This is a genomic window from Pseudomonas sp. RT4P38 (assembly GCF_054897765.1).
The window spans coordinates 2243748-2269471 of the sequence record NZ_CM142703.1; the positions used below are offsets into that span (position 1 = coordinate 2243748).

At 56.8% G+C, this 25724-nt stretch carries 24 protein-coding genes and 3 pseudogenes; 11 read left to right on the forward strand and 16 right to left on the reverse strand.

Features of this window, described 5'->3' with window-relative positions; translation table 11 throughout:
• The first annotated feature begins 40 nt into the window (after window positions 1-40).
• Window positions 41-580, forward strand: a complete 540-nt coding sequence (locus ACYZT7_RS10430) for an IclR family transcriptional regulator domain-containing protein (protein WP_462040948.1) — start codon at window positions 41-43, stop codon at window positions 578-580.
• Here the strand turns inward: ACYZT7_RS10430 and ACYZT7_RS10435 are convergent.
• The 3 genes from ACYZT7_RS10435 to ACYZT7_RS10445 form a co-directional block, all read right to left on the reverse strand.
• Window positions 535-2250 (reverse strand): alkaline phosphatase D family protein, encoded by a 1716-nt coding sequence (locus ACYZT7_RS10435; protein ID WP_462040949.1) that lies wholly within the window; start codon window positions 2248-2250, stop codon window positions 535-537. The two genes, ACYZT7_RS10430 and ACYZT7_RS10435, sit on opposite strands and share 46 nt — an antisense overlap.
• 33 nt (window positions 2251-2283) lie before the next feature.
• On the reverse strand, window positions 2284-3681 hold the full coding sequence (locus ACYZT7_RS10440) for a hypothetical protein (RefSeq protein ID WP_462040950.1): 1398 nt from the start codon (window positions 3679-3681) through the stop codon (window positions 2284-2286).
• 87 nt (window positions 3682-3768) lie between these two features.
• Window positions 3769-4827, reverse strand: a complete 1059-nt coding sequence (locus tag ACYZT7_RS10445; protein ID WP_462040951.1) for an MBL fold metallo-hydrolase — start codon at window positions 4825-4827, stop codon at window positions 3769-3771.
• Window positions 4828-5192: 365 nt separating this feature from the next.
• Here ACYZT7_RS10445 and ACYZT7_RS10450 point away from each other — a divergent pair, with 365 nt between their 5' ends.
• Entirely contained in the window at window positions 5193-6314 is a 1122-nt protein-coding gene (locus tag ACYZT7_RS10450; protein WP_462040952.1) for a hypothetical protein, read from the forward strand.
• On the opposite strand, the pseudogene ACYZT7_RS10455 reads toward ACYZT7_RS10450, so the two are convergent.
• A pseudogene (locus ACYZT7_RS10455) lies at window positions 6311-6742 on the reverse strand (IS5 family transposase); the annotation flags it as partial. The gene ACYZT7_RS10450 and the pseudogene ACYZT7_RS10455 overlap by 4 nt on opposite strands.
• Window positions 6743-7332: 590 nt before the next feature.
• Here ACYZT7_RS10455 and ACYZT7_RS10460 point away from each other — a divergent pair.
• Window positions 7333-7503 carry a hypothetical protein gene (locus tag ACYZT7_RS10460; protein WP_462040953.1) on the forward strand — a complete coding sequence of 57 codons (171 nt, stop codon included), beginning with the start codon at window positions 7333-7335 and terminating at the stop codon, window positions 7501-7503.
• 273 nt (window positions 7504-7776) lie between these two features.
• On the opposite strand, the gene ACYZT7_RS10465 is transcribed toward ACYZT7_RS10460, so the two are convergent.
• On the reverse strand, window positions 7777-8154 hold the full coding sequence (locus ACYZT7_RS10465; protein ID WP_462040954.1) for a hypothetical protein: 378 nt from the start codon (window positions 8152-8154) through the stop codon (window positions 7777-7779).
• 31 nt (window positions 8155-8185) lie between these two features.
• Between ACYZT7_RS10465 and ACYZT7_RS10470 the strand changes: the two genes are divergently transcribed.
• Complete coding sequence (locus tag ACYZT7_RS10470; protein WP_462040955.1) at window positions 8186-9064, forward strand: N-acetylmuramoyl-L-alanine amidase; 879 nt, start codon at window positions 8186-8188, stop codon at window positions 9062-9064.
• A gap of 309 nt (window positions 9065-9373) precedes the next feature.
• Here the strand turns inward: ACYZT7_RS10470 and ACYZT7_RS10475 are convergent, their stop codons facing one another.
• Window positions 9374-9634: a hypothetical protein gene (locus ACYZT7_RS10475; RefSeq protein ID WP_462040956.1), complete on the reverse strand. Its 261-nt coding sequence runs from the start codon at window positions 9632-9634 to the stop codon at window positions 9374-9376.
• A 249-nt stretch (window positions 9635-9883) separates the two neighbouring features.
• Window positions 9884-10297, reverse strand: a pseudogene (locus ACYZT7_RS10480) (conjugal transfer nickase/helicase domain-containing protein); the annotation flags it as partial.
• Window positions 10298-10927: 630 nt separating this feature from the next.
• Between ACYZT7_RS10480 and ACYZT7_RS10485 the strand changes: the two are divergent.
• Entirely contained in the window at window positions 10928-11572 is a 645-nt protein-coding gene (locus ACYZT7_RS10485) for a hypothetical protein (protein WP_462040957.1), read from the forward strand.
• Between the two features lie 223 nt (window positions 11573-11795).
• Here ACYZT7_RS10485 and ACYZT7_RS10490 read toward each other — a convergent pair whose 3' ends face one another.
• Window positions 11796-12713, reverse strand: a complete 918-nt coding sequence (locus ACYZT7_RS10490; RefSeq protein WP_462040958.1) for a LysR substrate-binding domain-containing protein — start codon at window positions 12711-12713, stop codon at window positions 11796-11798.
• Window positions 12714-13102: 389 nt separating this feature from the next.
• On the opposite strand from ACYZT7_RS10490, the gene ACYZT7_RS10495 reads away from it, so the two are divergent.
• The 3 genes from ACYZT7_RS10495 to ACYZT7_RS10505 all read left to right on the forward strand — a co-directional run bounded on the left by ACYZT7_RS10495 (window position 13103) and on the right by ACYZT7_RS10505 (window position 16769).
• Window positions 13103-14332 carry a CaiB/BaiF CoA transferase family protein gene (locus ACYZT7_RS10495; protein WP_462040959.1) on the forward strand — a complete coding sequence of 410 codons (1230 nt, stop codon included), beginning with the start codon at window positions 13103-13105 and terminating at the stop codon, window positions 14330-14332.
• Window positions 14329-15123 (forward strand): methylmalonyl-CoA decarboxylase, encoded by a 795-nt coding sequence (gene scpB, locus ACYZT7_RS10500; protein WP_462040960.1) that lies wholly within the window; start codon window positions 14329-14331, stop codon window positions 15121-15123. The genes ACYZT7_RS10495 and scpB overlap by 4 nt, the downstream gene beginning before the upstream one ends.
• A 293-nt stretch (window positions 15124-15416) precedes the next feature.
• Window positions 15417-16769 (forward strand): SLC13 family permease, encoded by a 1353-nt coding sequence (locus tag ACYZT7_RS10505; RefSeq protein ID WP_462040961.1) that lies wholly within the window; start codon window positions 15417-15419, stop codon window positions 16767-16769.
• Between the two features lie 9 nt (window positions 16770-16778).
• Here the strand turns inward: ACYZT7_RS10505 and ACYZT7_RS10510 are convergent, their stop codons facing one another.
• Window positions 16779-16943: a hypothetical protein gene (locus ACYZT7_RS10510; RefSeq protein WP_462040962.1), complete on the reverse strand. Its 165-nt coding sequence runs from the start codon at window positions 16941-16943 to the stop codon at window positions 16779-16781.
• Between the two features lie 43 nt (window positions 16944-16986).
• Between ACYZT7_RS10510 and ACYZT7_RS10515 the strand changes: the two are divergent.
• The 3 genes and pseudogenes from ACYZT7_RS10515 to ACYZT7_RS10525 form a co-directional block, all read left to right on the forward strand.
• Window positions 16987-17412, forward strand: a pseudogene (locus ACYZT7_RS10515) (PLP-dependent aminotransferase family protein); the annotation flags it as partial.
• 277 nt (window positions 17413-17689) lie between these two features.
• Complete coding sequence (gene parS, locus ACYZT7_RS10520) at window positions 17690-18166, forward strand: type II RES/Xre toxin-antitoxin system antitoxin (protein ID WP_462040963.1); 477 nt, start codon at window positions 17690-17692, stop codon at window positions 18164-18166.
• Window positions 18166-18624, forward strand: coding sequence for an RES family NAD+ phosphorylase (locus tag ACYZT7_RS10525; RefSeq protein WP_462040964.1), 459 nt, complete (start codon window positions 18166-18168; stop codon window positions 18622-18624). Before parS ends, ACYZT7_RS10525 begins: the two co-directional genes overlap by 1 nt.
• Before the next feature lie 77 nt (window positions 18625-18701).
• On the opposite strand, the gene ACYZT7_RS10530 is transcribed toward ACYZT7_RS10525, so the two are convergent.
• From ACYZT7_RS10530 to ACYZT7_RS10560, 7 genes are read right to left on the reverse strand one after another with little or no spacing between them, the layout of a single operon-like run.
• Window positions 18702-21551 carry a conjugative transfer ATPase gene (locus tag ACYZT7_RS10530; RefSeq protein ID WP_462040965.1) on the reverse strand — a complete coding sequence of 950 codons (2850 nt, stop codon included), beginning with the start codon at window positions 21549-21551 and terminating at the stop codon, window positions 18702-18704.
• Window positions 21551-21976: a TIGR03751 family conjugal transfer lipoprotein gene (locus ACYZT7_RS10535; RefSeq protein WP_462040966.1), complete on the reverse strand. Its 426-nt coding sequence runs from the start codon at window positions 21974-21976 to the stop codon at window positions 21551-21553. Before ACYZT7_RS10535 ends, ACYZT7_RS10530 begins: the two co-directional genes overlap by 1 nt.
• Entirely contained in the window at window positions 21954-23384 is a 1431-nt protein-coding gene (locus tag ACYZT7_RS10540; RefSeq protein ID WP_462040967.1) for a TIGR03752 family integrating conjugative element protein, read from the reverse strand. Before ACYZT7_RS10540 ends, ACYZT7_RS10535 begins: the two co-directional genes overlap by 23 nt.
• Window positions 23374-24267, reverse strand: coding sequence for a TIGR03749 family integrating conjugative element protein (locus ACYZT7_RS10545; protein ID WP_462040968.1), 894 nt, complete (start codon window positions 24265-24267; stop codon window positions 23374-23376). Before ACYZT7_RS10545 ends, ACYZT7_RS10540 begins: the two co-directional genes overlap by 11 nt.
• Window positions 24264-24947: a PFL_4703 family integrating conjugative element protein gene (locus ACYZT7_RS10550; RefSeq protein WP_462040969.1), complete on the reverse strand. Its 684-nt coding sequence runs from the start codon at window positions 24945-24947 to the stop codon at window positions 24264-24266. Before ACYZT7_RS10550 ends, ACYZT7_RS10545 begins: the two co-directional genes overlap by 4 nt.
• Window positions 24944-25339 (reverse strand): TIGR03750 family conjugal transfer protein, encoded by a 396-nt coding sequence (locus tag ACYZT7_RS10555; RefSeq protein ID WP_462040970.1) that lies wholly within the window; start codon window positions 25337-25339, stop codon window positions 24944-24946. The genes ACYZT7_RS10550 and ACYZT7_RS10555 overlap by 4 nt, the downstream gene beginning before the upstream one ends.
• A gap of 12 nt (window positions 25340-25351) precedes the next feature.
• Complete coding sequence (locus ACYZT7_RS10560; RefSeq protein WP_462040971.1) at window positions 25352-25711, reverse strand: TIGR03745 family integrating conjugative element membrane protein; 360 nt, start codon at window positions 25709-25711, stop codon at window positions 25352-25354.
• Window positions 25712-25724 lie beyond the last annotated feature (13 nt).

Below are 25724 nucleotides of genomic sequence, written 5' to 3' on the forward strand. Positions count from 1 at the left end.
CTGGTCAATGCCATGTGCCTTCCTTGGGGCAGGATAGAGAATGCCCGATGCTACTTCGCGGCAAGCGCTGATCATGACCAGGCACATCGTGCACCAGTACCGACGCGCTTGGTTCAGCCGCCTGTCGTTCCACCGATCGATGGTCGGACGCCGCCTGCCGGTGCTGCAAGCCGCGACCGAGATGGCCTACCTGGCGTTCTGCGGCGAGGCGGAGCGTGAGCAGATCCTGGCACTGCTGGCCACCCGCGACGAGCCCGACTACCACTTGGCCCGCGACCGCCTGGCGCTGGACAACATCCTGCGCAAGGCATGCCATCGCGGTTACGGCGAGAACTACATGGGCTGGAACCGGGAAGCCAACATCGCCTCCATTGCGGTGCCCCTGTACGACGACAGCCAGCGACTACTGGGCTGTGTCAGCCCGATCTACATCGCCAAGGCGATGAGCATCGAACTGGCCGCCGAGCGGTACCTGCCAGCCTTGCAGGCGTTTGCCCAGCAGGTCAGGCAAAGCCTCGGGGAATGTACGCCGCGTCACCAAGGCGCCAGCTTCAGTCTCTCCGGCATCTTGCGTATCTGACCGTCTCCGTGGCTTCGTGCAATCGGACTCCCATCCCCGTCGAAGGCCTGCACGGCCAGTTCCGCCGCCACCGGGTCCACGTCGATCCGGCAGAAATTGTCATCCTGGGTGAAGCCCCACGCCCTGTAGTGCAAGGTGCCCTGGGCCGGACTGATGGCGAAGCCATCCTGGGTATTCGCAGCGCGTGAATTGTGGACGTAGCCAGCGGGGTCGCCATCGGCAAAAGCAAACGGCCAATAAAATGCGGAGGAGACGATGGAGTAAGCCTTGAGCGCCGCAGCGGGGGCCGAGAACTCCAGTTGCGCCACGCTGGAGCAATGGATGTCACCGGAGAGGAAGATCACGTTCTGCACGTTCCCGTCCACCATCGTTTGCAGAATCCGCCGGCGCGTGTTGGGAAAACACGGCCACGAATCATCCTTCTCCTTGTGTTCATCGCTGAGCAAGGTGTCCACCCCGTTTGGCAGGAAGACGCTGGAAGATACGATGAACTTCGGCACGTTGCCGCGGGTTTGCTGCATGTGCGTCAGCCACGCGCACACCCGGTCAAGCTGGCTCGGCTCGTTGGGATCAAGAGAGGGCCGGCCCAGCAGGTGATTGTCGGCCAACCCCGGCAGGTCGGCGAGAAAACGCTGGGTGCGGGTGTCGAGGACAAAGAACGGGTAGCCGGCGCAAACGAAGTCGTAGAACAGGTTCAGCGTGCCCATGCGCTTGAGCGAGGCTGGCACCCCGTACGCCGGATCATTTACGTAGCTGTCGGTGAAACGCGGCCCGTGACTCCACTGGTAACTCATGTAGGCACCAATGGCCAGGTTGAAGAGCATCCTTTTGCCGTTGCTCTGGTGCAGGCGATCCTGTGACCAGTTGTCCTCGATTTCGTGGTCATCCAGGATCATGTAGGTTGGCAGGCGACTCAACAGCTTGCGCATGTTCCGCGACCCGAACGCAATATGGTAGCGCTCCTGAAACTCCTCATAGGTATCCGCCAGGCCGATTGGCACCAGGCGATTGAACATGTCCGCATAGATCTGATCCCCGACCATGAGTGACAGGTTGACCGGCCTTGCCTCGTGCTGCTCGAGCATGGGGCGAAAGATGCGGTCGGCTTCCTTGCGCTTCCATAGCAATCCTGGATAACGGCACGAGCCCAGCAGAAAACTGAGTGGGGAAGCGGCTTGTCCTGGCGCCGGCTGTGTGGTGAACGTAGCCTCGGCAAACGCTTCGCCCAAACCATCTTCGAGATTCAACTTGTCCGACCATACGGACGCGGGTGGGAGCTTGGATGCAATCTCCTCGCTAGTTACATTGCTGTCATTGGGATACGCATCATCCTGATTCAGCGACGCCATGCGCACGGTGTAGGTGGTGGCGGGATTGAGCGTGTAAGGCTGCAGTTTCTTTTCCTCTGCCGCATCTTTCCAGAGGGACTTGTCTACGCCGAGATTCAACGTGCCGGTACGGTCGTATTCGCGGTGCAGGCGAAAATAGAAGATATCGCCCGGCTTTACCTTGCCGTTTTTTCCTACGACACCTAGTACACCAATAGAGCGGACCTCTTCATCGAGTTCTTTTCGATCGAGGCAATCCGAGGCGGCAATCCACAGCCGGCACGAACGATAGGTAGTGTGTCCCACGATGGGACCGAGTGCGGGCGCGCGAAGCGTACTCATGGGCGGTCATCCTTTTTGGCGGGCTTGTGCACACTATCGGGTGAATATTCTGGCCAGTTGCTTGATCGCCTGGCTGAAGTGCGTGTTGTCCTTGAGCCGGTTTGGCGACTCGGCAGAGAACCAGTTGGCGTCATTGAATGGCCTGAGAAAATCGACGTAGTTCAGGACCGCGTCCAGCTCCAATGGATAGTTGCTGAGCAACCGATCTTCGGCGAATGCCTGTTGCATGATTGCATTGCGGTCATGGGACAAGTTGAGTTCAGCCATGACCCGGCAGGCGAGGTCGGCATACCCTGCCCCACTGGGATGCATGCCATCGATGCTGAGATAGCCGCCGGCCTTGAGCCGTTTCCCTTGTGGGGCGGCGAAATCCAGCTGGCCATCCAGATAACGATTGTCAATCGACTGGCTGGCGTTCACCCTGACACGCATCGCATCATCCAACCGATTCTTGTAATCGATCTCGTCGAACTTCTGGAAGGTATCCACGAACACCAGGCGCTGTGCTGTGTGGGTCGCGTTTGCGGCTTCCACAAAAAGGTCGCGTATTCTTCCGTTGACCTCACGGACCTGCTTGTCGGCCTGGACAACGACACTGCGCTCAACCTTCAACGAAGTGGGCAGCAGGCGGATATGGTAGGCCTCGGGGTAGCCGTCTTCGCGAGCGTCGGAAATGGGCAGCAACGCGGCAACCGCACTGACTTTCGGAAGCAGCACAACCACCACGCGCTTGACCATGTCCGGTAGTTTGGCAACCCGCTCTGCCACCGCTTGCCATTGTTGGAAATAATTACGCCCGTCATGTTCTCCCTGGCTGATCGATACGTTCTTGCCTAGAAACCCGAACTTGAAAAGCCCGTGGTTGTGCCCTGAGTGCACCACCAGCATTTCCGGCTCTCGCTTCTCGACCCAATCCAGCGGCGAGAAATCATCGAAATCAGCGACCCTCTGTGGATTCAGCACATACCGTCCATTGATAGCGATGTGCAGATCGGAAAAATTGTCGATCTGATCGGCGAGGTCTTTCCTGAGGTGCGCTTGCACTTGCTCCGTAAACGACTTCGAGGAGCCGGAGTACATGTGGTGAACCTCACTCCCGGCGATGGCGAGGTTGTCGAAGGACTGATGCTGGGATTTCGGGGTCGCCCCCATCCAGAGGTTCAGGTTGTCGAGGATGCGATCCGGCAAACCGACCAGGGAAAGTGCAGAAGGGGCAACGAGGATCGGGTTCAGCCTGCGGATTTCCTGTTCGAGATCGAACAGTACCTCCCAGGGGTGGTCGGGTGGGACAAAGTTCCAGCCTTGCGCGGCAGCGAGCCGGGCCGGCCAGGACTGGGCGCAGAGCGAGGCCCTCACGGTCAGGCTTCTGCAGCCTTGGGGAAGTGAATCACCCACAACCATCAGTTTCGGGTTGAGTCTGGCAATTGTCATGGCGCGCTATCCTCACAGTGGTTAAAGCCGATGATGCTCAACAAGGGACACTGCTCGGATTTCCCTCCCCGCAATCCGGTGCTTCGGTCATGGCTCGGCGTCGCGTAACGCCACTTCGCTCAACGGGAACGGCATGACCATCCGGATGTTCTTGAATCGGGTACTGATACGGGTGAGCATCTGGTGTTCTTTCTGGGCTCTGAGCAGCCGCGGCGGCCTGCTCAGATCATTGCCGAAGAAATCTTCCCAATGCCCGATGAGTAGCTTGCGCGGATGCAGATAGCGCAGTAGTGCGTCAGGATATTGCGAGACCTGAGAGGTCGATGCGGCGCACATGATCATCACGTCTACCGCCTTGCCATCCGCAATCAAGGGCGGGAAACCGAATGGCGGATTGCTCGCAGAGTCCTGGTAATGAATACGGAAGGCAGGCCTGCCAGCGTCATCGAGCAGGTCAATCAGAAACGCCAGGGTGGTGCCCTCTTTCCAGTTGCGGACATACACAGGTAGCGCCTTCAAGTCTTCGTAATAACTGCCCTTAAGGAAATCCACCCCCGCAAAGTGGGGTGCATGCTGGCTCTGGATGGCCATGAAACGCACGTGGCCCACCGTGGTCCACTGGTCCTGATTGGCCTGGTAGCACTTGGGCGTGGCGCAGTGCACGCGATACATCTTCTGCTCCACGTTGACGAACCTGTGCTTGAGGTGCAATTCCGGCACGGCAAGGATGTGGCCGGCCGTTCTGTTGCCGTAGGCAATCGCGTCGGGCGCGTAGCGCTGCATGATCACTGGAACATCGAGCAAGTGGTCATAGTGCGCATGGCCAATCAGGAGCACTTTGACGTTCTTCACGTCCGGCAGGTAATTGGCGATACGCTGCTCATTCGCGCGAACGAAGATCGGCGGTACGCTGGGATTGCTGAAGGACGGTGCGAATAACAGGCCTTCGCCGTGCCAGTTGAGCAGCCAGCCGCCTACGCCGAGGTAGGTGATCTTCGGCCCGGTCAGATTGTGTTCGTTGGCGGTGGGCTCCTTGCCACAGAACTCCCGGGGGGATCGATCCTCGGCGCAGCCCACCAGGCCGGGAGTGAGATCCTTGGCGCAGCCCGCCAGACACAGCAGCATCAGCACAATGACTAGACGCATCGCCAATCCTCCCCTGGCAATCCCGAACATCAGTGCAGCCATTGCACGCTAGTTGATTTTCCGCGGCACCGCTATATTAATCTGGCTTCTAAAAAGAAATAACGCAACCGATTGAAATAGCGTTATTTCAGAACTCTGAAAACGCCACAAAGGAGACTAAATTAATTTAGTTCCCTGCCAACAACTGCAACTAGACACCCAAATGGCCTAGTGCTAACGTCAGCATTAATCAGTCCATTCCGCTGCATAAAGACCCTATTAAAAGTCGATGGGTTATTCCTGTTAGCGGCATAAAAATGGCGGCCAGTGTTACGCGAGTGTAACGGTCCATAATCCCGTTTTCATTTCAGAGGGGATCGCAGAACATGCCCATTGTGCTCCCTAAAACTGATCATCTCGCAGACTCGGTCAAGCGAGCCAAGCTTCTGTTGGCATTCGCTACGCAAGCCGGAATCCCGATTGCCGACGCTGACTTGAAAGCGGTAATTGGCGCAGAGCAGGCGCTCGAAAAGGGGGAATTGAATCTTGACCAAGAAGCGGCATTTTGGACGTCGCTGTCGAAGTTGGCCGTCGCTGTGCGGCCAGTGACCATCGCCAGCCTTCAAGACACAGAGCTGGTTACCGGAAGTTCATTGATCGGTCTGTTTACCAATCGGGCCAGCAAATATGTCGCGTGGGGGTCGATGGCGACCTTGTTGATAATACTCTGCGCACAAATTCAGGCGGTACAGCTTTCCTCTCGCATTCAAGGCTTTGATGACCTGGTCGCGAAGAACAAGGCCTCCGTTGATACCGTATTGAAACTCTGGGTAGAAAGTCAGAATGCGACGCTGGTTATAAAATCACTGGACCCTAAAACCAACTTGCCCGTTAAAACTGAAGCCGAGGCAAAACAAACCGCCGCCTACTCTGCCTTTGTTGCAGCCTATGACCAAAATCGCGCAATACAGTCGGCACGCGCTTCCGCCGCCAGCTTGCTGGATTTCTCCAGGACATTCTGGATGGTTACATTCTTTGATGAGCCGCCCACTACACTGGAGCCTTTTCCTAAAGGTATTGCGCCACCTATGGAGTCTTCCGAGCGCCCCACATTGCCCCTGGGCGAGTCCGTTGATGAATATCGTCCTCGCCAACAGGCCCAAAACCAATACGACATTCTCTATCGCCTGCTCCTGCCAGCGTTGTATGGCTTGCTGGGTAGCTGCGTGTTTGTGTTGCGCTCAGTCAGCTCACAATTGGAGACCTTCACCTTCACCTGGACACGGCGCCTGCTTGGGTCGGCGAGATTGGCCCTCGGACCGATCCTGGGCGTCGCGTCCCTGGTGTTGATAGACCCTTCGAAGACGGACGCCCTGGACAATCTACCTCAGATCGGGATCGCGCTGATTGCCGGGTACTCGGTAGACTTGGTATTGAACTTCATGGATAGGATCACGGGTGCTTTCGGGCAGCCATCTTCAACACAATCGCCATCAGGCAAGCCTTAGGCTCTGTACGAAAAAAGATGTCGCAAACATCGCATGGAACAAGCCAGTGAAACCATGGCGGCATAGCTTTTCGCGAGCTTGTCGAAGCGCGTCACGATCCGGCGGTTCTCTTTCAGCCAGCCAAACATACGCTCGATGATATGGCGTTGTCGGTACTTGGGCCGATCAAACAGTCTTGGTAAGCCGGGGTTGGGTTTGCGCTTCATCGAGCGCAGCGGGATGACGGGTTGCATTCGAGACTGATCGCAATATCTACGTAGTGCTTCAGCTTCGTACCCCTCGTCGGCAAGCAACCATTTGCAGCATTTGCGTGGGCGGCCACGTTGTCTTGAGGGAATGCAAACCCTGTCCAGCAACGGCTGGGCATTGCTGACGTCACTGGTTTGAACGCCAGAGAGGAGGAAACGCAACGGTGCCCCGTTAGCGTCGAGCCAGTGCTAATCCAGTCATAGCTGGCTCAGCGTCTTTTCAGACCGCCCGAAGTCGGCTGAATCATCAGTTACCCGGGATCTACCCAAGCTTCTGCTTTTTAAAGGGGCACCTCTCCTGTATTTGCCAGCAAATATCGGCGCGGCCTCCACAGATTCGACAGGGCAAACAACGTTACCAACTGCGCGGTGATAGCTCTGTAATAGATTTGCACGAGCCATCTTTTTGCTTTCATTCGGTAAAAACTGGACACCAGAGTAGAGGCTGCGAAGTATGGCTTTCCCATTAATTCCGATCATCTCCGCTCTGGCAGCAGGCGGCTCCCTTGTGCCCCATGCCGCTGGTGGCCTGATCGTCTCCAGCGCGGGCGGATACGTTGCTAGTACCTATCTGAGTTCCACCGCTATCTCGTCATTGCTGCTCGGATCAGGAGCTCTTATGGGCGTTGGCACCTTGTCTGCTTCTGGCATAGCGACAGCGATCATCGGTAGCGCCGGCTATCTCGGTACCACTGTAGGCGCTACTGGCATCACCGGCTGGTTGATGTCCGCAGGCGTCATTTCTGCGAATGTACCCGGTTGGAGTCGGCTTGGCTGGCTTGGCCGGTGTTGCTCTAACCTGCGTTATCCTTCGTCTTCGCCACAAGTTGAAGCTGGCCAGCAAGGGGCAAGAAGTGATCTTCAATGCCATTGAGGCGAAGATCATCGAAGTGCTACTGGTTTTCTTTGCTAAGAAAAATGGCCTCAAACCTGAAGTTTAAGTACCAGATGCAAAGCCCTTTAGCGCTGTCTTTACCAGGCAGTCCCTCCGCCCCAACCAATCGTTTGCCTGTCGCCAGGTGCTGTTGGACTCGCCGCACAATCCACGTGCGATCGCCGATGCCCCCTTCGAATCCATAACAATGGCCCATGAGTGGGTACCAATGGCCTTGACTGTGGTGGATTGTGCGCTTCCGTTAAGCCTCGCCCAAATGGATTAAAGCGGCATAGCTTTAGTAGACACTGGATGACCGCTATTGGCCGATTTCTGTCTGTCACGACTGACCGGTTTGGTTCGGTTTCAGCCGGTCGTGGAAGGCAGAAATCGGCCAGAAGCGGACGTCACGCTGTGAAAAATAGATGCGCCCCTCCTTGCTTCTTTTTGCTTGATGGCCATTCGCCAAGGGGGCGCGTTTGCCACATGACTCATCGTCTACTAGCATCCAAGCATGCAATGACGCCCCGCAGGCTGGACGCCAGTTGTTCTCCTTACTGCTTGGCATTGACAGAATTTCAGTGAGCGTTTGCTCGCTGACGACAGAGTCCCACCATACCGGGCCATGATGTTCGGCTCGATATGGTTTGACTGCAGCTGCCCTGAGCAGCCCGACGAGCCGCGCCGGGTGGGCAGTATTCTGCTGGCTGTTGGACATCTGCTATCCATCAACCCCAAAGGAGACCCTCATGCCCATCCAAGCTCCTCTGAGGAAGGGTTCCGAAGATCCATACGTCACCATTGCGCAGCAGCAGCTTATTGCGCTGGGGTATGGCCTACCGCGCTTTGGTGCCGACGGTGTGTTGGGCGATGAGACCCTGTACGCTTACGGCGCCTTCCTGGTATCACAGGGGCTTCGTGCACCTACGGACGAGCGTCCGAAGTCCATCACGCCCGCTGGCGCCGCACCCCTCGACATGGCTTTTGCGGCTTTGGATCAGGGTGGGTCCACCGCGAACATCATCGATGAGCGAGCCAACCACCCGCATGCGGGACGCTCGGTAGACACGCCGTACCGGCTCTGGTCGAAGATCACGGCCGTGGTCCTGCATCAGACGGCGACCAACCTTGGCGAAAAGCCCGCGAGGTGGCATAGCGTACCCATTCACTTCTGCATCACCCGGGCTGGCAAGGTCATTCAGCTCTATGACCTGACTGAAGTTTGCAACCACGCCAACGGACTCAACCGGCCCAGTGTCGGCATCGAGATAGATGGGTGGTATGCAGGTATCGAGGGGCAGCCCAAAACGCTGTGGCAACCCAAGAAGCCGGCCACTCCTAGGCAACCCATGAATCTGCCCACTGTACAGGCTAACGCTGCCAAGGCGACCGTGCAGTGGATCGTGAACACAGTGGCGGCTAATGGCGGAAAGGTGACCCACATTCATCCACACCGGCAATCCAGCAAGGATCGACAGTCTGATCCGGGCTCGCTGATCTGGCAGACCGTAGGCTTGTGGGCCCAAAACACATTGGGGCTGTCTGACGGAGGAGCAGCATTCACCGTGGGTAATGGGCGGACTATTCCCGAGGCCTGGGATGTCCGGTACACGGGCAATCGCTATTGACCTCACTACTCCCAGAGAAACGCAGGAAGCTACGCATGCACCGATGCGGCTTTCATCATGGAGCAAAGCACCCCACGCTCAGCGAGCTTCTGTGACTTCCAGGTGACGGTAGAAGAGATAGAAGAACGTTCGGGTCTGACGCTGTGGAGCAATGTGTCACAGGACGTTCAGGCAGATCTGAAATGTAAACGCGGGCAGTTGCCTCAGAAAATTGGTTGCGCTTCATCCGCAGTCACCAGTAAATAGTCGCGCATAAAAAAACCACCTGTCGCAAGAAAGGTGGTTTCGGATTAGATCTAGCCAAATTATTTAATGAATGAACCTCATTGCCGCGATCAAAATGCCTATGGTCGCAGAAAGCATGAACCCCATACGAATTGTCAGTTTGACATCAAGATGGGCAATTTCTGAACGGACTTGAGCAATTTCTGAGCGAACTTGAGCGATATCACTCTTGGTTGCTAGAAAGGTTTGCATGTCTGACTCCAACGCTTCGATAACTGCATGGGCTTTCAGCTCGGGGACGTTGATCGAAGTCAACGCTGTATATAGAGCCAGTTCCATTTTCATAAGGCCTCCAAAAAATACAAAGGCCTACCCCACAACGGGAAGGCCCGTCGTGGGTGTGAAAAAGTGTGCTTCCATCGACTTGGTCGACTGACCGCGCTACCGGAAGCGATGCGGTCATTGGGATGGATCCTACGGTTGAACCGTAGCACCGACTGAAAGATCCTGTCGGCTGGGCATGTAGCTGATCGAGTCAGCAAAACATTGCCCTAAAGTGCTTTCATACGCGTGCTCTGTCAATCCAAAAACCGGTTACTGAGTGTGTCCTGAAGCGGGTGGCGAATCTTCTGATCGGCCAGGCTTCACCAGCTTCAGGTTTGGATTGTTCAAGGCGAGATCGTTGAGTAAGCCCCCATGTGATTTGAGCAGGTATCCGTTCAGTAACCTTGTTTTGCGTGGGCCTGTGACTTCGCACACCCGGATGTTCAGCCCGCTGCGTTGCTTTCGATGCAGCTTCAGCTCTTCGAAGCGTCTCTGTATCCATTCCCAATCGTACAAACCTTGCTGCTTGGCGATTTTGGCGAGGTGAGGATGCTCCTGTGCGTAGCGAACGAAGATACCGGGTGTGACCAGGTAGAGGGTGTCGTTTACGCTATGAACCAATGCTTTCCTGTCATCCGTGATGATGCGGTGTGACTGGACGCCTTTGGTAAACCACTCCATGAAATGAGCTCCAGATGGCTCGACTAGGGTTGGCTGGCAGGTACCTGAAGGGCTTGAATCTTGATGTCCTCCATGGCGTCTAGCTCTTCAAAGTACGGAGGAGGGGAGCCGAACAGATCCATCAACACATCAACTGATTCTGGTGCTGCTCGTCCAGGAGCAGCTGCTGCTGGTGAGTTGGGTTTCGACTGAGCTTGGCTTGTTGCATTTGCAGGTGGCGATGGCGGGTTTGAGACGACGTTGGCGGTGCCGGCAGAGTTGATCGGCTTATCGATTACGTCGACGGTGATGCTTCCGGTGAATGGTTCTGGACGTGCTCCGGCTTCCCAAATCAGTGCTAGCGACTGTAGGGCCAGCCGGTATCGCTAGTGACGGTAGCGTTCCAGATGGCTTTTCCGTCAGCACTCGGCAGAGCGATACCGTGATCCTGCAAAACGTTGAATACAGGGCATTTCTGTTTCCCTGCTGAGGGGTTGCCCGAAACAGGTGACCTCAGTTTCCGCCGCATCCTCTATCGCGTGCCGAATACTCCTACATTTTTCCTTCAGCGCATTTGCTAGCGTAAGCGGCTTGATATGGACGTTCACTCAGTGAAGGCGGTGAGCCGTCTTTGCCAGAAAGAAGGATTGGAAGGTGATAGATCACTCGCTCCCATTGAAGGCTGTTGATCAGGGAAAAATTGAATCGTTGCGCGAACGGATGGATGACGCAGGATGCGTTTTCGAGTTTGTGATCGTCGATCCTGACAGTGATGTTGTGATCGATGAGTCAACGCATCGACGAGCTTTGCATGAGCTTTACGAGCAGATAATGGCTGGCCAGCTTGATTGGCATTTTAGGCTCGTGCAGAAATTACCTGATGCCAAGTACCCGGAGCCGACCATGACGTGGGATCTGGACAAGGCCATAGCCACTCCATTGACTCAGGCACAGGTTCGTAACCTGACACTGACCGACGGTTATGAACCAGGGTCGCTGGCGCTTTACGGCCATTTTCGTGAGTCACCGAATCCGACCGAATTTGAGGGGTGCGAGGAGGATAAAGCGCTCTTTCGTGAGTGGATCGAGGTGCTCGGGCTAAAGGATCAGGACGATGTTGTCGTGCTTAACTGGATCAACGACGTTAGGAAAGAGGAGGGGCGTGATGATGACCTCATCTTTGTAAGTGAGCCATGGAGCGAATACTTCAGATCCGGGGCGGAGTGGCGGAGCGGTTGGTGTTTGACGATCTGGAATCCTCGACAGCGATCGCTCAGTGCGATTGCTGCCAGCGGCTAACCGAAAGTGGGGCGTATATCTTGAGCTCTCGCGTGCTGCTTGATTGTGACCTTGTGGAATCGCCTTCAGTCTTGCTCATGGACTACTCAGGCGGGGCTTTGAGGTGAAAAACTCAGAGTTTGTGCAATTATGAAATTGTCCATCGAACGTATCCGTCCGGCCAAGTCATCTACTCAACCCTGCAAGGCCAATACATGGTGTGCACTTAAATCCAATGCCCCCATTACTCCCCATCTGCCCACCCCGGCTGCCGCCCGAATTCCTCGAACAGCTCGAAAATGGTCGACTTGACCTTCTGCACGGCATTGCTCTCTACAACCGTGTCATGCCAGCACAGCGAAAGATCCCGCTTGAACAGTCGATGATCGATCCTGGCCAGTTTAAGCCTGTGTTGCACAAGCTCAACATGGGCAGCGGCCCACGGCAGGATCGTGACACCGAGCTGCGCCTTGACGGCTGAGAACAACAGGTCGGTGGAATTGGCTTCGAACTCAACCTCGCATTTCAGGCCGGCCTCCTGCAGTGCAAATTCGACCCGACTGCGAATCGTGTTCGGGGCACAGGGCAGCACCAGCGGCATCTTCGCCAATGCCTCAATCGACACCGGTTCATCCGATAATGCAAATTCCGGCCACGCCACCAAATACAGCGTTTCGGTTAACAGCCGCCGGAAAGCCATGCCCCGGGTTTCGACCGCATCGACATTCACCGCAAGTGCCACCCGCCCAACAGTGATCAGGCGCCCCAGGTCGGCGCTCGGGGCATCGATCAACTCCAGCTTGATACCCGGATATCGACTGCGAATCGTACGAGCGAGGGGAATCGCCAACACCCGAGCCGTACTCGACGGCATGCCGACCGACACTTTGCCTTGCGGGAATTCGGCGTCCTGGCGCAGTAGTTCCTGGGTGCCGTCGGCTTGGCGCAGCAGTTCGATGGCATGCCGGTAAAGTGTCTGACCGGCCGCAGTGGGGACCACGCCATGCACGCTGCGCTCAAGCAGTTGCATATCCATATCCAGTTCCAGATTGCGCATCTGCTGGCTGATCGCGGGCTGCGCAATGTGCAGCGCTTCACTGGCGCGGGTGATGTTGCCGCATTCGACCACCTTGATGAAATACCGCAACTGGCGCAGGTCCAAGCGTACCTCCTAAGCCATATGAGTTTCCGATGGATGCAGAGGAATATCATATTTGAAGCTTATGAGATACGTCGCCTAGACTCGTCTCACAACAAACGAAGCGCTAACGGTCGTCAAAGGCAAGCAGCGCCTCAATAGGCCTGATCAAGGTCAATGAGAGATCTTAATGTCAGTACTAACGGCATCAGCAACGAGCGTGAAACCCATCAAACGCCACTGACGCTAGTAGATTCACGGCTTCTGGACGGCCTACGCGGGATGAGTTCTGCATGGCGTGGATTCGGGGACCGCCGCCTTCGTCCGGGATACTGATCCTGCCGTTTGCCGTCGAAACCCGTGATCAGACCTTGCCGCAATAGCCCGCACTCAACCCTTCACTGGAGAACCCTATGCAAGCTTTGCAAGGCGTGAAAATCGTCGACCTGAGTCGCGCACTGTCGGGGCCGTTCTGCACCATGGTGCTGGCAGACCTCGGTGCCGATGTGATTAAGATCGAGCCCGGCCCAACTGGCGACATGAGCCGCACCTGGGGCCCCTTCGACCGGGGTGTGAGTACCTACTATTTATCGTGTAACCGCAACAAGCGCGGCATGTGCATTGACTTCCGCAATCCCAAAGGGCTGGCTACCATCCAGCAGTTGATCGATGACGCCGACGTCGTCATCGAGAACTTCAAACCCGGCACGCTGGAAAGCATGGGCCTCGGTTATGAGGTGCTCAGCGCCCGCAATCCCCGACTGGTGATGGGCAGCATCAACGCCTTTGGCGCCGACGGGCCGATGAGCAGTTGGCCGGGCTTCGACCAGATCGCCCAAGGCTACTCGGGGCTGATGAGCCTGACCGGTTTCGTCGATGGCGACCCGACGCGCACCGGCACCGCCATCGGTGATTTGACCTCGGGCATGTGGTTGGTGACAGCTGTGCTGGCCGCGCTGCTGGAGCGCGAGCGCACCGGGCGCGGTCAGCATGTCAGCACGTCGCTGCTGGCCAGTCTGGTCGGGTTGCTGAGTGTGCACGGCCAACGCTACCTCAGCCTGGGGGATGTGCCGCGTCGCACCGGCAACGCCCATTCGGTGATTGCGCCTTACGGCGTGTTCCAGACAAAGGATGGCCCGCTCAATCTGGCGCCGATCACCTCGGCCATGTGGGGGCGTTTGTGCGTACTGCTCGATTTGCCCGAGCTGCCGGACGATCCGCGCTTCGCCACCAATGAAGCGAGGGTCGAACGTCGTGACGAATTGAGAGAGATTCTGGAAAGCCGTTTGAAAACCCGCAGCAAACGCGAGTGGACCACGCTGTTCGTCGACGCAGGATTACCCGCCGGCCCGATTAACACACTCGATGAGGTCTTCGACGACCCGCAGGTGCTGCACAGCCAACTGACCGAGACACTCACGCACCCGACCCTCGGCGCGCTGCGTCAGGTAGTGACCCCGGTGTTCGGCGCCACTGACGGCATTGCCAGCCGCCCACCGCCACTGCTTGGCGAACACACCGTCGAAGTACTGCGCGAAGCCGGTTTCGACGCTGCATCGATCAACGCAATGCTCGCCGCTAAAATAGTGTTCCAGGACTCCGACGACATGACCTGCGCGCAATCAACAGGAACCGCACAATGAATCCAACCTCTTCCGCTAGCGTGACCGTCAACCGGGTCGATGAACGCATCGCGCGGCTGATCTTCAGCAACCCCACCCACCGCAATGCACTCAGCGCACAACTGCTGACGGCGCTCGACGAAAGCCTCGTTGCCCTGGCGTCACAACGTGTCCCGGTGGTAATCCTCGGCAGCGAAGTTGGCCAATCCGTGTGGAGTGCCGGCCACGATATCCGCGAACTGCACCACGATCGCGACCCAATTGCCTACGGCAAGCCGCTCGAACTCGTATTGCGCCGCATCCGCGCCTATCCCGGCGTGGTGATTGCCTTAGTGTCCGGCTCGGTGTGGGGCGGCGCGGTGGATCTGGTAATGAGCTGCGATATGGTCGTCGCGGACCGCAGCGCAAGCTTTGCCATGACTCCAGTGAACATTGGATTGCCGTACACCACCAGCGGATTGCTGCGCTTCTTCAACAATTTGCCGATTCATGTGTTGAAGGAGATGTTTTTCACTGCACACAAGCTTGATGCGCAGCGGGCGGAACGGTTTGGTTTGGTCAACAGACTGGTCGACAATGATGTGCTGGAAGCGACCGCGCTGGAACTGGCGCACGGCATCGCCAGCAAAGCGCCGCTGGCCGTTGCGGCGGTCAAGGAACAGTTGCGCATCCTCGAAGACCTACAACCGATGCCGGTGCAGGCGATGGAACAGATTGCAGAACTGCGCCGACAAGCCTGCGAAAGTGCTGACTTTGGCGAAGGGCTGGCAGCCTTTGCCGAGCGCCGGCCGGCGGTATTTAGTGGCAATTAGCACGACAGATTTGAAAGTTTCTGTGTTTGTGCGGCCGACTTCGCGGGCAAGCCACGCGCCCCATGGGTTATGTGTTGATCACCCATTATATGCAAGCAACCCAAGGCGATCATCATTGTCGATGAACAGCCACGCAACACGATGGGCAAGGTACAAAAGAACTTGCTGCGCGACACCTTTCGCAATCGTTTCGGTACGCCCGGCCTGACGTGAGTCGGTTGCTCCACATCCCGGAAAAATAACAACAAGGACGGTACCTGCGGGACCGTCCGAATGCGGGGAGTCAGATTGAAATGAATAATGAGATTCTGTCGATTTTAGTACTAGTGGTCATTTTCGGCATCGCCAGCGTGTTGCCCATCAACATGGGCGCGCTGGCGTTCGCGGCGGCCTTTATCGTCGGTTCGGTGATAATGGACATGACACCGGCGACCATCTTCGCCGGTTTTCCCAGTGACCTGTTCCTGACTTTGGTCGGTGTGACCTATTTGTTCGGCATCGCCCAGAACAACGGCACCATCGACTGGCTGATCGAACGGGCAGTGTTGATGGTGCGTGGCCATGTCGCCTGGATACCTTGGGTGATGTTCGTGGTGGCGGCGCTGCTCACCGGTTTCGGTGCGCTGAGCCCTGCGGTGGCGGCGATCCTTGCGCCTATTGCTCTCAACTTCGCCGTGCAGTACCGCATCAACCCGGTGCTCATGGGACTGATGGTGATTCACGGCGCCCAGGGCGGCAGCTTCTCGCCTGTGAGTATTTTCGGTGGCATCACCAATCAGATCGTTGAGTCCTCGGGACTGCCTTATGCACCGTCCACTCTGTTCATCACCAGCCTGCTGTTCAACCTGGGGATTGCCATGGTGGTGTTCGTAGTCTTCGGTGGCTTGCGCAGCGCTCGCCTGTCCTTGGTGGCGGTCTCGCCCGGTCCCGAGTTGCATGCCGCTGGTGCATCGCTGGCAATTCTTGGCCACGGCGGTACGCCGGCTTCCCCGGCTTATCACCGCACCGACCTGACGGGCGCCGGTGCGCCGCTGCAAGCCGTCAACGGCCTGGACTGGGCCAAGCTGTCGACGCTGGTTGGGCTGTTAGCCCTGGCGGTCTCGGCACTAGTGTTCAAGTTCAATGTCGGCCTGGTGGCCATGACGGTCGCGGTGACCCTGGCCATGTTCGCGCCTAAGGCGCAGAAGGCGGCCATCGACAAGGTCAGTTGGTCGACTGTGCTGCTGATCACCGGGATCATCACTTACATCGGAGTGATGCAGCGCATCGGCACCATCGACTATGTCGCCCATGGCATCTCCAGCCTGGGTGAGCCGCTGCTGGCGGCTTTGCTGCTGTGCTTCACTGCCGCGATAATCTCGTCCTTCGCCTCGTCCACGGCCTTGCTCGGGGTGATCATTCCGCTAGCTGTGCCGTTCTTGAGCCAGGGCCAGGTCAGTGCGGTCGGTGTGGTCGCGGCCATCGCCATTTCCACCACCATCGTCGACACCAGTCCGTTCTCCACCAATGGCGCGCTGGTGGTGGCCAATACACCCCAGCAGGAGCGGGAAAAAGTGTTGCGCAGCCTGCTGATCTACAGCGCGGTGATTGCCCTAGTGGGACCCTGTGTCGCCTGGTTGACTCTGGTGGTGCCCGGGGTCCTTTGAGTCATCGGGTCAGGCCTGATCAGCCTGCAGGACCCATTCGGGACGCAGCCCCAGTTCGCCAATCAATTCGACGATCGCGGCTTTGACTTTCTGCACGGTATTGCTCATGACACCGGTGCGATGCCAGCACAGTGAAAGCTTGCGGGCGAACTGCAGGTGATCGACCTTAGACACTTCGAGCTTGCGTTAATGCAGTTCCAGGTAAGCGGCAGACCTGGGCAGGACGGTGACATACCTGATTGCCAGTCCTGACATCTTCCCCCACCTGCTGCGCCTCAAGCAGTCGGCGGTTCCGCACACCAACCGCGTTGGCCACTGGCAGGCGTTGCAGTGAATTGGCACCGAGAAGTTTCGCGATCACCTGAGTGAGTTGAGGGATTTCTACCGGATTCGACGGGACGGATTTCAGGCGGCTCTCGAAACCCATTTTTCCGATCTGGCGGATTGGAATGTTCCGCAGGACGGATTGTTTTTCTGGCTGACCCTCAAGCAGCTTCTGGATACCCGGGCCTTGCTCAAGACTGCGTTGTACAATGACGTGGCGTTCATGCCGGGCGAGCCGTTTTTCCCCGAGCCTGATCAGAATCTCTGGCACCTGCGGTTGAGTTTCAGCCACATCGATCCGGCGAGCATTCTCGCCTAAATGGGTGTCCGGTTTCATTAGACCACTACAGTTAGGAATGCGTAAGGTTGATCCACCACCTGATACATCATGAATTGCCTATGACTTACGCCCGCAATCGCGGGTTTTTTTGTACGCCCGGCATGCAAGCTCTCCTAATCCGGCTAGGTGCTGAGATCTACGGTGGCATGGAAAGATCGCCCTAATCGCAGAAGCTGCTTAATGGCAGTTTCTCTCGGTTGATAGTTGGCATATAGTTCATTTGACGAGAAAATTTATTCATTTGGAGGAAGTGTTGATGGTCACCCCAGGAGCTGCTCGGCGTCCGGCAAAAAAAAGAGATGATCCTCGTGAGGAAGGTACCGCTGCATTTTGGCTTTTCAGTTGTAATCGGGAATTGCTCAAGGACTCGGAACGGATTCACCAGATAAAGGTAGGGTTTCCTGCATCCCTTGTTCAAGCTTTCCGCCTGACCTTCGACCTTCAAGAGCGCAACGTAGAAATACTGCTGAATGCGTCCACCTCTACGCTCGAAAGGCGTCGGCGTGAGCATAAGAATCTTGATCCAGTTGCCTCCGAACGCCTGGATCGCATTGCCACTGTCTCTCACCTGGCCGAAGAGGTGTTTGAGAGTAAAGAGAACGCCGCGCAATGGATGTCAAAGCCAAACAAAGCCCTCGGCGGTAGCGCACCCATAATGCTTTGCGAAACAGAGATAGGAGCTAAGCAAGTTCGCCGTGTCCTTCAAGCTCTGGAGTGGGGGGGCGCAGCCTGATGAGGGTATGGAGAGTCGCAAAGTCGAAACGTGCGACCGATCTATCGGGTATGGGGGCAGCTATTGAAGGAGGGAGATGGAATGATCAGGATGTGCCGGCCGTTTACATGGGACTGACTCCAGCAATCTGCTGTTTGGAAACTTTCGTGCATGCGGGGGGGGAGCCTATGTTCCCGATGAAGATCACCTGCTTCGAACTGCCCACCGATACCGCGCTTTATTTGGAGCCTGATCCAAAAGCCTTGCCAAACGGTTGGGCGAGTCTCCCGGCAGACCGACCAAGTATGGATTTTGGAACCACCTGGTTGAAAGCAAACACACACCTGGGACTGATCGTGCCTTCTGCCGTACTAGCCCTGGAGCGCAACGTTGTGATTAATCCTAATCACCCGGCGTTGAGCGAGATTAAGGTGATCGATGTGTTCGACTTCATGTATGACCCTCGGATGTTCAAATAGAAATCGCGCCTCTACCATCTGATTTGATTAAGAGCATGAAATTCTCATGCACTGATTGGTGTCTAGAATAGTGGACCCTAATCGCTATTGCTGAACCGTAGGGGCTCAATTCCTCGGGCGCGATCGATGTCTTCAGCCATACGTATCGCCGCATCCAGTTCACTGATGCCGTGCTCCTGCATCAGCTTGAAACGGGCTGCTTTTTCTTCTGGCTCAGTCATGGCCATGGCCAGATACAAGCTCGGCGGCACTGCGCGGAAAAGCGCCTCCATCGATTTCGAAAGCACGACACCTTCGCAGTATTTCCCGGCTTCTTTGCGCGCCGACATCATCAGCGCTTTTTGGGCAGGGCTGAGCTCTCTGAACCGAGAGATTTTCTCCACCTCATCTGGCGGCATGCTGAGACAGATCCACCATTCGATCATGTTCAGCATGGGTTCGGCTGCCTTGGGCAGGTCGTCGATGTTCTGCGTGGCCAACCAAAACCAGGCCCCCAGTTTTCGCCACATCTTGGTGATTTTCACCACGTAGGGAGCGAGCAGAGGGTTCTTGGTGATGATGTGTCCTTCGTCGGTGACGTTGATAATTGGCCGTCCAAGAAACTGGTCTCGCTCAGCGATGTTGTTGACGGTGTTGAGCAGCGACAGATAAGCGATGGAGAGTTGAGCGTTGTAGCCCTCACGAGCGAAGGTCGCCAGATCGACGATGGTGATATCGGCTTCCGGCCAAGGCGTGCCAGGGCGATTGAACAGTTCTCCGTCCAGCCCCTGGCAGAAGAGGTCCATGGCCTCGGCCATTTCCAGCAGCCGTGTTCGCCGAGCTTCTGGTAGCGCCTTGTCACTGCCTCGCTTATACAACGCATCCCGTACATCCTGAGTCAGCACGGGTCGATGCTCATCGTTGCAACATTGCGCCGCGTCCAGAATGCTCTGCCGAATCAGGCTGCGGTCAGCACGGGTTAGCCGTGCCTCTTCTTTTTCTTCGCCTCCGGTGATCATCAGGCGGGCAGTAATTTCCAGCTCGCCCAAGACATCCCGTTGCTCGTCACCTTCGTATTGAATCGAGGATTCGTCGAGTTGGTCTGCGTCGAGTGTCTCTATTTCATCCGGTGTTTCCACCAGTCGACTGGCATCCGCGAAGGGCGCCAGGCTGACGCCGGCACCCGGTGACAGTTTAATGTGGTGCACGCTCAACCCAAGGCGTTTGGCAAAGTCGCCGAAGAGGCCGAAGGAGTTACCCGCCTCGACGATGAATATTCTTGGCCGGTAGATGGCGGTGATCTGGTTCAGCAGGTTGTTGAGGGTGGCTGACTTGCCCGAGCCGGTAGGACCGAATAGGAACAGGTGCGCATTCATCTGACGGTCGAGCCGATTCAGAGGATCGAAGGAGAGGGTGCCTCCACCTCGGTTGAAGAAGGTGATTCCCGGGTGTCCCGTTCCCTGACTACGCCCCCACACGGGCGCGAGGTTGGCAGCGTGTTGAGCAAACATCAATTGGCTGTACCACTGACGTTTATCGCTTGAGGGATCAAACACGCACGGCAACCAGCGCAAATAACTGTTGAGCGGCGCGACTTCATCGTCTTCACGCACTGGCTGTAAGCCTGCATTGAGCATGACGTTGGCCAGCTGCATCCCTTTGGCGTCCAGTTCAGCGATATCTTTACCGCGCAGGTAGAAGGCAATCGCGCCGCGATAGAGCTTGTGGGAACTCCCAATGATCGAACGGGCTTGATGGACATCTTGTCGCGTCTGCTCAGAGGAGAGCGTTTCGCCCACAGACTTTTTGCTCAAGTGATTGAGGTGTGCTTCCAGCACGTCCTGAGGAGTGGCGACCAGCGTCAGGCACATCATTGTGTCTTCGGGCATCTGATCGAAGTAGGTATTGACCGCATCGCCCTTACGCGTCTCACCGGTCAGGTGACCCGTATTGGGCACGTTGCGCAGCCGGTCCATCAACATAACTCGATGGGGCATACCATCGAAGTACCACGCGCCTTGTGCAACATCGGAACGGGGTTGGCTGAAGAACAGGCGTTGTGAGAAATCGGTACCACTGGCCAGTTCTATCTCACCAGGCTCGGTCTCCGTGGGGTAACTGCTCAACTGATAGAAACGCTCGCGATCATCTGCCGAGGGGCCCAACAACGCGGGGCACGGATTGAACCAGCGCAGCAACCAGTCGTGAATGTCAGAAGCACCCAGGCGTCGGGTTTTGATGCCTGCGCTTGCAAGGCCGCCTGTCAGTCGCTCACAAACATTTGACAGCGCCTGTTCTGCGGACAGCCCTCGACGTGAAGCCGCGGTAGTCGTTGATCGTCTATAGACCACCATCCGCACGCGACGACTTTGTCCGCGCCAGGGTAAACGAGTGAGTTTGGTGTCTTCGAACAGGCCGCCGGGTTTGGCGATCGCCTTCAAGTGATGAGCGAAAAAGCGCTGATAGAACTCGCTGAAAGCCGTGTCACGGGCTCGCGGTTGCACGTATTGCTTTAGCGTTCGCAGATAGCTGTCCCAGTTGGTTTCATCCTGAGCGTAGAGCTGGACCACCCAGGGGTTGTCATCCAATTCGTCGAAGCTGTCTTGCAGAACATTTTCCAGCGTGTCGCGGGCTTGGAGCAGCCAGGCGGTTTCTCGGCCTTCGGTACCCAGTGGCGTCAGTTCAAAGAACGCTGCGACAGAGGTGCCGTCTTCCAACAAAAGGCATTGCGACTGAGGCAAAAATTCAACCCAGGGGAGCCTGTCTACGAAGGAGGGGGCCGTGTCGTAGAAGGCATGGTCGTCGGCCTTAGTGACGGGTTTGCCTTGCAGCAGTCCGGGTTCCGGAATGCCGTTAGCCGCTAAATGAGCGATATGCCGTTCCCACGCGCCGGGCTCCTGCGTTTCTTCGGAGTCGACTTTGCCTTTCCATAAGGGAAGCCACGTCATCAGTAGTCCTCCAGACGTTCGCCGGGCATGGCGTATTGCACGCGCTGATACAGGGGGAATACGGTGCTGTAACCCGGTACTGGCACCGGATCTGTGCCAGCCCAGTGTGGAAAGACGTACATCACCAAATCCGGGTTGGGCAGGCGGTGGAACTGTCGATAAACCTCGTTTTGCGCGGTTCGCGTGTAGGGCATGCTTGACGAAGGTGTCAGCGGTTCCATGAGGGGACGCCTCAATGCCTGACGCGCATCCAGGAGCTCTTGGCCGGCTTGCCCGTTTTGTGTGCCACCGGTTTGCTTGTTCCAGATATCCAGCATGGTGCTGTCGTCATGGCTAAGCAGTTGCTCGGTATTGGTTGCACAACCTGCCACTGTCGCAACCATCAATACTGCCGTCATCGCTTCAGTCCAGTTCCGGTGCGACATGGCGACCTCCAAGCGTGTGATTGACCTTGCGCCCATTGGCGTCGTAGTCAAGGAAGAGCGGCTGCTCGATATGAACAGCAACTTGGGCCCCGGGCTTGACGTATACCGCCGCGAAGGCCTGACCATAGAGTTTGTTGACCCATTGCGACATGTCCTGCACACCACTAGCGAGGATTCGGCTCATGGCCTCATTTCCAGAGATGCCGGTGCTGCCCTGTGATCCATTGCCACTGCTGATATAGGTGGTGCCATCGGACTTGATCAGGGACGCTGCTCCGGCCCCGGCAGCGGTGATCAGTGCCTGGGAACCCAGGTATTGCTGAGCATTGCTTCGGCGTTCGCCGCTGACACAGGGGATGCCATGGCGATCGCTGATCCAGCCAAGACCTTCTTGGGTTGAACCGTTGCTCGTAGAGCTTTGAGCGTTAGCGCCCGAACCGGAACCGCTTTCACCCGGTACCGTTCGAATGGTGCCGTCCTGAAACACGAAGGTGATCGAGCGGATGTGCCCGCGAACGCATGACAGTGTCCAATCGCCGGACGCAGTGCCGCTTACCACTGCACCTGCGACTTCGGGTAGATCAATACCATTGGCGATGAGGTTCTCGGCACCGATCAATACTTTGAACGGGTAGGGGTCATTGACTGTGCCATCGATGGGGACCCGACCAATGAGTGCAGTCATCGCTACCGATCCCATCAGCGTTGAGTTTGGAGGCACGGTATACATTGGCTTGGCAACCGAAAGACCAGAGTCTCTAGAGGCCGTTGTCGCAATGGAGTCAGTGATGCCTTCCAGTGTTCTTTGAGCAGGGCCAAAACGCGTGGGAAAGCTAAAGCCTTGTTCAGAGGACCTTGAGTTCTCTTTGGGTTTAGCATCGTCTGGTTCAACCCAGCGTGTACCGGTTCCAAAGCTTTGTCCGTCGCCCTCCTGAAAGCCAAGCCCCACAGGCAAGTCCAGGTTGTTGTCCCTCTGGTTCAAGTGGTCGAGTTGTCGCTGGAGGTCTTGGAGCAAGCTGTAAGTCTCGGGCATGTCGCTGCCAGCACCTGCACGTTCTGCCTGCAAGCGGTCGTGCGCTTTTTCCAGTGCGTCTTGGATGCGCAGTTCCAGGGTGCTTTCGAATTGGCGCAGCTGCTCGCTTTCACCCGTGTGCTGTTGGGGATCGGTGAGCGTTTTTTTCAGTTCGCCACGCAGTTGCTTGACCTGCGCCACCAACGTGGCAACGGTATCGCTCGGCGTGTCTCCCTCGATGCCCAGGGCTTTCATTTCTTCTGGTGTGAGTTGGCTCTCGCGGTCATCCGGTTCAGTTGCTGCTGGCCTGTTGCTGGGCAACAGTTTCAGTAAAACCAGGACAAGCAACAGTGCCATTGGGATCATCAACCATTTGAGCAGTCCGTTACTTTTCATCGGGAACCTCCATGGTTGTTGTTGGTGCGGAGGTTTGCGGCAGATTCAGGGCCGCGTCGACAGGGCTGATTGTGGGTAGGAGCGATTGAGCGATGCCGTGGCCACGGGTCGACAGGTAGAGGACAGTGGTATCCAGAGAGCTGCCTTTAGGGCCCAGGTGGTGATGCTGGAAGGTGGCGGTAATAAACTCTCCCTGTAACAGACGCGGGTCCAGATTGACTGTCTGGTTTGCATGATTGGTCAGTCGAATGGCCGTTACCCAGTAATCATCCAAACGCCAGGCTGAAAGGGCCTTGGCGTGAACAGGCAAGCTGGGTAGCAGCAAATCGAGCGATAGATCTGATGGCAGGTTGACGCGCCGAACGCCAGGCAAGGGCTCGACAGTGCGCAGGGGGGCATACAGGTTCTGAGCCGCATAACGGGTTAGAACCACCGGCAGGGGTGTTTTCTTCGCAGGCTCGTCTGGTGGCTGATTGTTCGTAGAGCGCCCATTACCAGGAGGTTGTGGTGAGGCTTGCTGCTCCACGATCCTGATTGATTCCAATGGCGACTGATCGCTCTTGAAGGGTTCAGCGACAATGTCCAAAAGAATCAGCTCACCGGTCGTTGCGTCTTGAAGCTGCAAGCGAGTGGGCTCAATAGGTTCATTGGCGCGCAAATACACGGTGCCAGCTGCACTTTGCACTCGCAGCCTATCCCCCACAGAAGCCGGCACACCGACCCGAACGTTACGCTCAACAAACACAACGCGCTCTTGCCCAACGATCAAGGGGACGGCCAGAGGGAGGCGCTCCCATCGCATCACTTCTATAGCGTGGCTTGTGGCAATTGCCCCCAGGGTGAACACAAGTCCCAGCGACACAGAGATCAGCACAGATTTCATGACGCATCTCCCAATGGGCGATTCGGAGGTCGGGTCACAGGTGAGGTTGTGGCAGGCACAACGATCCGCTGAGGTGCACCGTCGTAGCAGTCCAGAGCGAGACCGAATGGGTTGAGTTCCGGATCGATATCCTGCCGCACGACTTTGATGGGGTAGCGTACGAGCGCCCGCTTGACTTGCTCGGTGCCGTGATACTCGTCAGCGTTGACGTCCAGGGTGACAACCCAGTCGCTGTTCGAGACGATTTTCACGCGCATATCGGGATCGTCGCCGTAACCTCTGCCTGGGATTTCGTATAGGCCCCGCACTCGTTTACGTAGCTCGCCTAAACGCCGCCGCTGCTCATAGTCCGCTTGCAGAAACGACCGGCATCCTGGTGTCAGGTACGCAGACAGAGACTGAATATTGAGGCTGTAGTCCTCCTCTCCATCAGCAGGCCAGCGGTTGAGTTGCTGGAAGATGTAGAAGGTGAATGCGTAGACAGACTCGGGTGGTACATCCCACCACTTACGGGTACTGCCTGATCGCAGGTCGGGTGGCACATGGATCGTTAGATCACGCGGTGCGTTCCACCAACCAGCTCCCATCAGCAACACCACGATGAGTAATGCCATTGAGCAAAGCCGCAACGTCTTCACATGCGCTTGCAAGTGCATGACTTCATTCTTGAAGCGGCTCATGCGCCACCTCGACGTGTCGTCCAGAATCCTGAGCGGGTTATCAGCTGCGTCCCGAGCATAGTCCCGAGGGCTGGATACCGGCAGGCTAACCACCACTGCATGTGTCGGTAGAGCCAAGTCTCTGGACGGCCGCGTTTTTGTCGACGCAACAGTCCGCCACCGATAAAGAGACCTGCGGCAATCATCAGGACGATTGAGGTGGGGATCATGGCGACGCTGCTCGACAGGTACGCTAACGGGATGCCGAGTGCGACGCCGGTGAGCGCTGACAATCCGGTACAGATCCACAGCTCGTCCGCGGTCAGCCCTCGAACGACGATCGGCTGACGGTTCAGGCGATGGGGCAGAAACGTCACTGCGCCATCGGGTGCACTATCTTGATTGGATTCCATGGCGTCTTAACCTCACAGAATCCCAGTGGCTTTGGTGAGCAGCCAGATACCGACGACCAACATGATGGCACCGACAGCTACGCTGAGCCCGAATTGGCCCCAGGTAGACCGTCCAGTGTGGATCTCCGAATATCGCGTGTAAGCGTGGTAGCAGACACCAATAAACATCGAGGAAACCACCAACAAAGCGACGAGCAAAACGATGTCGTAACCATAATTTTGCATCGTCTCCATGATGCCCTTGCCGGCTCCACGAGATGGGTCTTCCATCGTGGGTAACTTGCCTTTGGCCTGTGCCAGAGTTGGCAGTATTGCGGTGAGAGATGTGGCGGTCGTGGTCAGCAGTTGAAAGCGAAGGGAGTGCCATTTCATACGGGTATTCCAT

Coding starts and splice junctions, on each gene's coding strand:
- ACYZT7_RS10475 (WP_462040956.1), bottom strand. CDS start 9,634: ATGAAAATGGAACTGGCTCTATATACAGCGTTGACTTCGATCAACGTC.
- ACYZT7_RS10495 (WP_462040959.1), top strand. CDS start 13,103: ATGCAAGCTTTGCAAGGCGTGAAAATCGTCGACCTGAGTCGCGCACTG.
- ACYZT7_RS10550 (WP_462040969.1), bottom strand. CDS start 24,947: ATGAGCCGCTTCAAGAATGAAGTCATGCACTTGCAAGCGCATGTGAAG.
- ACYZT7_RS10470 (WP_462040955.1), top strand. CDS start 8,186: ATGCCCATCCAAGCTCCTCTGAGGAAGGGTTCCGAAGATCCATACGTC.
- ACYZT7_RS10435 (WP_462040949.1), bottom strand. CDS start 2,250: ATGAGTACGCTTCGCGCGCCCGCACTCGGTCCCATCGTGGGACACACT.
- scpB (WP_462040960.1), top strand. CDS start 14,329: ATGAATCCAACCTCTTCCGCTAGCGTGACCGTCAACCGGGTCGATGAA.
- ACYZT7_RS10560 (WP_462040971.1), bottom strand. CDS start 25,711: ATGAAATGGCACTCCCTTCGCTTTCAACTGCTGACCACGACCGCCACA.
- ACYZT7_RS10430 (WP_462040948.1), top strand. CDS start 41: ATGCCCGATGCTACTTCGCGGCAAGCGCTGATCATGACCAGGCACATC.
- ACYZT7_RS10450 (WP_462040952.1), top strand. CDS start 5,193: ATGCCCATTGTGCTCCCTAAAACTGATCATCTCGCAGACTCGGTCAAG.
- ACYZT7_RS10545 (WP_462040968.1), bottom strand. CDS start 24,267: ATGAAATCTGTGCTGATCTCTGTGTCGCTGGGACTTGTGTTCACCCTG.
- ACYZT7_RS10445 (WP_462040951.1), bottom strand. CDS start 4,827: ATGCGTCTAGTCATTGTGCTGATGCTGCTGTGTCTGGCGGGCTGCGCC.
- ACYZT7_RS10505 (WP_462040961.1), top strand. CDS start 15,417: ATGAATAATGAGATTCTGTCGATTTTAGTACTAGTGGTCATTTTCGGC.
- ACYZT7_RS10440 (WP_462040950.1), bottom strand. CDS start 3,681: ATGACAATTGCCAGACTCAACCCGAAACTGATGGTTGTGGGTGATTCA.
- ACYZT7_RS10465 (WP_462040954.1), bottom strand. CDS start 8,154: ATGTCCAACAGCCAGCAGAATACTGCCCACCCGGCGCGGCTCGTCGGG.
- parS (WP_462040963.1), top strand. CDS start 17,690: ATGGTCACCCCAGGAGCTGCTCGGCGTCCGGCAAAAAAAAGAGATGAT.
- ACYZT7_RS10555 (WP_462040970.1), bottom strand. CDS start 25,339: ATGGAATCCAATCAAGATAGTGCACCCGATGGCGCAGTGACGTTTCTG.
- ACYZT7_RS10540 (WP_462040967.1), bottom strand. CDS start 23,384: ATGAAAAGTAACGGACTGCTCAAATGGTTGATGATCCCAATGGCACTG.
- ACYZT7_RS10530 (WP_462040965.1), bottom strand. CDS start 21,551: ATGACGTGGCTTCCCTTATGGAAAGGCAAAGTCGACTCCGAAGAAACG.
- ACYZT7_RS10525 (WP_462040964.1), top strand. CDS start 18,166: ATGAGGGTATGGAGAGTCGCAAAGTCGAAACGTGCGACCGATCTATCG.
- ACYZT7_RS10535 (WP_462040966.1), bottom strand. CDS start 21,976: ATGTCGCACCGGAACTGGACTGAAGCGATGACGGCAGTATTGATGGTT.